Genomic DNA, 4732 nt, shown 5'->3' with positions numbered 1-4732 from the left:
CTCTAATTTCCATTCCTGAAAGGATTGACAGACGAGTTAGCTTCTGGCTTGGTTGCACTGGACTGTTATCTGTTCTCTCATTGTCACCAAAGCTTGACATTTTGTTGAAAACAGTCGCATCCTCAACCGCCCTTGGTTGTAGTATCCTAGCCTACGACACCAACCACAAAAACAAACCCATCGCCATCAGTGAACGGCAACGGGTAGATTCAGAACTTAATGTATTGACCGATTTTATCACAGCTCAGGAGACAAGCCAGACTGAAGAAATCCAGTATGATTTGTTAACCCAGATTGAGCAATTCTTCAACAGAGGTAATCGACAGTCAGAACCGACAGTTGAACAGTCGCCTGTAGTAGAGGCATCACCAGTTCTTTCAGAAGTGATTGAACCCAAACTGGTAGACGAACACGACAACAATTAAACAGGTCATAGGGGGGTGTACAATCACCCCCGATTTATTGCAGAACAGTATGAACGATGAGACTACTAAAAATTGGCTATCATCGAAACATTATTCTTGACAACTTAATTTGTGGACAAAAATACTTTCGTTCAGCCTTCATTTGCTGGCGTTGTCTTCACAATCCAAAATATGATGATATAAGCCTAGATAACTTTAAAAAAGGCTTTTATCATTCCATCTCACACAGTTGGTCAATTAACGACTTGAAAGATCATTAGAGGTTTATGATGGCAACAGACATCGAGCAAAACATAATCAGCATTAGTGAATACAACGGAAAGTTAGCTAAGGTTTTGACTTCAAAAAACACTTGCTTGAGTGATGAAAAAACCAAACAGCAAATACTTGATTTTGTCGCTCACATTGTTAACAATTGCGTAATTATTCAAAGAGAGTTGATTGAGAAGCCTGAACCATCATGTTTTGATGAGTTTTTTGATTATGATGAGGACTTTTACCTTCATCAAACTTTCGGAGAGAAGAAAGAGGAAATCAAAAAACTGTATAAGCAACTTCCCTCGGACTTACGTGATGACATTTTAAGGGAATTGCAATCCGTACAATGACTTGGAAACAATCAATTCGTTTAGAACCCTTAAATGAGCTGTTCTCTAAGACTGGAATTAAATTCAAAAAAGACGAAGTTCAGGGCGGATATATTGCTCAGAAAGGTAGCAAAACTATTCGCAGACCTACCTTGATGAAATGCGCTCAAGCCGTACTTGAAGAATTAATGCAATGAATTCTAACCCTCAACAACAATTTTGGGACTGGGTAGAAAACAATATTGCAGACGCTTTAGGCTACCCAGTCTTTTCTATTGGTCAAGAAGTTTTGTTTAAGCGTTTCAGTCAAATCGTTTTAGCTGAGGTTGAATCCTACGTTATCAGCACAGACTCAACCGGTGACTTAGATATTCAATACAGACTCTGGATTGACAACGACGCTTGGGATGATGCCTATGACCATCAAGAACTGCTCAAGCTCAACCCGATCGCAAACAACCTACCCCGCTCTAGGAGATACCATGACCGCCAAAATCCGACTGACTGCAACTGCTCAAGAGATTGAGAACTGGAGAGCCTTCCTTGACCTCCTAGCCCGTGCTAACGTTATCAATCTGCTGGAAATATCCGACAGCTACAGCAACAGAGGTAACAGCCAGTATCAACGGGTTTACCTTGAAGCTGAACTGAAGGCTGACGTCACCTCGGTTGAATCCCCAGTTTTGCGATCGCTTTTGGGTGACTCAGAACCCCTCTAAAATTGTGAGGTTTTTCGCAGGAACGGTTATAGCCCTTCCGCTAAAAATTCTACAAACTTACAAAAGCCCGTGAGAGGGTGAGAGACTCGCTAGAAAGGTTTAACCTTTCTGGTAAAAATTCTACAAAACTGAACACGCCCCAATCTGCTGTAGCACAACACCTGACTTTGAACATTCTCAAAAATTATCAACTCTCTCGCGAAAAGGGTGATCACCCTTGTGGTAAAAATTGCACAAAACCGCAAGCTCATCTCAGAACCTGTAGTACCCCTGAGAGATGGCAAGAGCCTCGCAGGAAAGGTGACACCTTTCCGCTAAAAATCGTACAAAACTGAACACGTCTTAAGAGGCGTAACACAGAACCACAACATTCACTACTAACTAGATTGACATCGCCGCTCACATCTAGTAAAAAAAGTACAGAACGACCACAGGTAAAGAAGCTGCTTTTGTCCGTGAGGGCAATTAACTCACACAGGGTCTGTATAGGAGTAATGCTCTTTAAAAGGAGACGGCCTTACAGACAGCCGGAGGCGGGGGAAGCGTAGTTCACTTCCCAGTTGAAGGAGCTAGAACCTTAAATGCTCTCATCCCTTGCAATACCTGTTGTTTGTAAAGCGAAAACCCACCGCTCTGTACTGGGGATTTGAGAGCGATGGGTCTATTGCTTTACAAACATGAAATATAACTTAAAACAATTCTCAAGTAAAGTCTTTTCTCAAATCAAAGGAGGTGATCGCTAATGGTTGCCTCCGAACAACTCAAGCGCGTCACAAAAGATAATCCCTGCCCTCACTGTGGTAAACCCGACTGGTGCTATAGTTTGGGAGAGTTAACTGTCTGTAAACGAGGGATTGACCCCGCTACTGGATGGATAAAGACCTCTAAGACAGACAAAGAGGGTGACTACTTCTACGCCCTTGAACGTCCAGACTCATCCTTCACCCGCAACAGCTACTCCTATCGCCCCAGTTCATCACGTCCTAGCTCACGGCAAAAGCCACTACCAACTGTTGAACTGGCAAGGCTAGCCGAACTGCCTAAAATTCCTCAACCCGTCACCAAAGGCAATCAAGTCATCAGCGTCTATCCCTACGCACCTGGACAGGAAGTCAGACGCCTTGAGCAGTTTGAGGGAAGTCAGCGACTTGATAAAAAAGTCCTACCCTATCATCAGCAAGACACCGAGATGGTAACAGGTAAGGGTGACTTACCCTGGAATGCTTACCGGATTAACGAGGCAATCCGTCATGGTAAAGGTAAATGGGTGTTAGGCGTTGAGGGTGAGAAATGCGTTGAGGCAGCCCGTGAGAATCAGATTGTTGCCATCACCTGGCAAGGGGGAAGCTGGACGCTTGATGACATCCTAGCTGACCTGCTGACACTCAAACGCTCAGGAGTTAAAGGACTCATCTACTCTCCAGACCACGATGAAGCCGGAACCAATAAAGCAGAGAAAATCATCAAAGCAGCCCAACAAATAGACTTTCTGATTGCAACCGTTAACCCGGTTGAACTGTGGTCAGAAATGCCAGAAAAGGGCGATATTGCTGATTGGATTGAACAGGTTGAGCTGACACCCGACCAACGGGTTAAACAGTTAGAGCAAACTGCAAGACTCATCACCCCACAACCACAGAATCAACCCTTAGAACTACCAGTCAGTAATGTCAAAGGCAAAGACAATAAAGCCATTAAAATTGCAATGGAGATTGACAGAGCAAGACAAATAATAGGTAATCAACTGAGGTTTAATGAACGTAGCACAGAACTCGAGCTGTTCAATGAAGAATTAGGTATCAAAGGACAGCGTTTTGAACTAGATTATCTAGACGTTAGCCTTTCTCGACGCTTTGGACTGGGGATTGAAGGTGGAGCAAAAGTTGTTGAGGGAATAGTCGTAGAAGTTGCTAAAGAAAATACCTACGACCCGGTAAGGGATTATTTAGACCAATGCGCTCAACAATACAGCGACACAAGCATTCTAGATAACCTGGCAGAAGTTCTATTTGGGAATTCAGAACCCATCGCCCAAACAATGTTTAAAAAGACACTAATTGCAGGCGTAGCAAGAACTTATCAACCAGGATGCAAGTGTGATACAGCCACAGTTTTGTATAGTCCCAGACAGGGAATGTTTAAGTCAACTACATGGAAAACCCTGTTTAGTGAAGAATATTACTGTGAGGATGTAGGCGACATTACCAATAAAGATGAACTTGTCAAAATGCGGCGAAGTTGGGGCTGTGAATTAAGCGAGATTGGCAGAATCACCACAAGAGCTGACGTTAATAAGGTTAAGCAATTCATGTCAACGTCTATTGACTGGATACGCAAACCATATGCAAAAGACACTGCTAAGAGCGAGCGACGGGCCATCCTTTTGGGGACAACAAACTCAGATGATTTCTTGCAGGATAGAACCGGAAACCGACGCTTTTGGTTAATAGAAGTTCAAAAACCTGCTGATATTGAATGGTTGAAAGAACACCGTGATCAGATTTGGGGTGCTGCTGTTCATCTCTATCAACAAGGGGAAAAATGGTGGCTTACTCAAGAGGAAGATGAACAGTCAGGAGAAATCAATCAGGGTTTCATGGATGCTTTGCCCTTTGAAGATGAAATATTGGAACTGGTATCGGATAAAGAGAAGGTTGCGACCCGATGGATTGTAGAACATCTTGACGTTAAGTCTGACACCACTAGAGATCGCAGAGAATTAGAACTGAACATCAAGAAAGTCTTACAGCAGAACGGGTGGATAAAAGACAGAGTAAGGATAGATGGAAAACAATTTCAAGGTTACAGGAATCAAAACAGTGTCCGAGACAACCCTGAACCGAGACAACCCTTGAGACAACCGTTATCTCAATGGGTTGTCTCACCCGAAACCCCCACCAGTCAACAGTCCCAGGTTCTTGAGATAACCGAGACAATAAAAAACGATATTTTACAAGAAACACAAAAACCAGAGGCACCACTATCACCTGAACAGCTCACT

At 43.3% G+C, this 4732-nt stretch carries 6 protein-coding genes; all 6 read left to right on the top strand.

All coding sequences use genetic code 11. The annotated features are described in order from the left end of the window. Positions 1 to 425, top strand: a 425-nt coding sequence (locus tag VB836_RS13395) for a hypothetical protein (RefSeq protein WP_323219762.1), incomplete at its 5' end; no start/stop codon positions are given. A gap of 266 nt (positions 426 to 691) precedes the next feature. After that, entirely contained in the window at positions 692 to 1033 is a 342-nt protein-coding gene (locus VB836_RS13390; RefSeq protein ID WP_323219760.1) for a hypothetical protein, read from the top strand. Next, positions 1030 to 1209 carry a hypothetical protein gene (locus VB836_RS13385; RefSeq protein WP_323219759.1) on the top strand — a complete coding sequence of 60 codons (180 nt, stop codon included), beginning with the start codon at positions 1030 to 1032 and terminating at the stop codon, positions 1207 to 1209. The genes VB836_RS13390 and VB836_RS13385 overlap by 4 nt, the downstream gene beginning before the upstream one ends. Beyond that, a complete protein-coding gene (locus tag VB836_RS13380) occupies positions 1206 to 1538 on the top strand; it encodes a hypothetical protein (RefSeq protein ID WP_323219758.1) in 333 nt (110 codons plus the stop codon). Before VB836_RS13385 ends, VB836_RS13380 begins: the two co-directional genes overlap by 4 nt. After that, the gene (locus VB836_RS13375; protein ID WP_323219757.1) at positions 1495 to 1731 is read left to right on the top strand and encodes a hypothetical protein; all 237 of its coding nucleotides are present in this window, start codon (positions 1495 to 1497) and stop codon (positions 1729 to 1731) included. Before VB836_RS13380 ends, VB836_RS13375 begins: the two co-directional genes overlap by 44 nt. 742 nt (positions 1732 to 2473) lie before the next feature. After that, the coding region (locus tag VB836_RS13370) for a VapE domain-containing protein (RefSeq protein WP_323219756.1) at positions 2474 to 4732 on the top strand (2259 nt) is incomplete at its 3' end.

This window comes from Limnoraphis robusta BA-68 BA1, from assembly GCF_034932365.1.
Taxonomy (GTDB): Bacteria; Cyanobacteriota; Cyanobacteriia; order Cyanobacteriales; family Microcoleaceae; genus Capilliphycus; species Capilliphycus robustus.
This window is presented reverse-complemented; position numbering and strand designations above follow the sequence as displayed.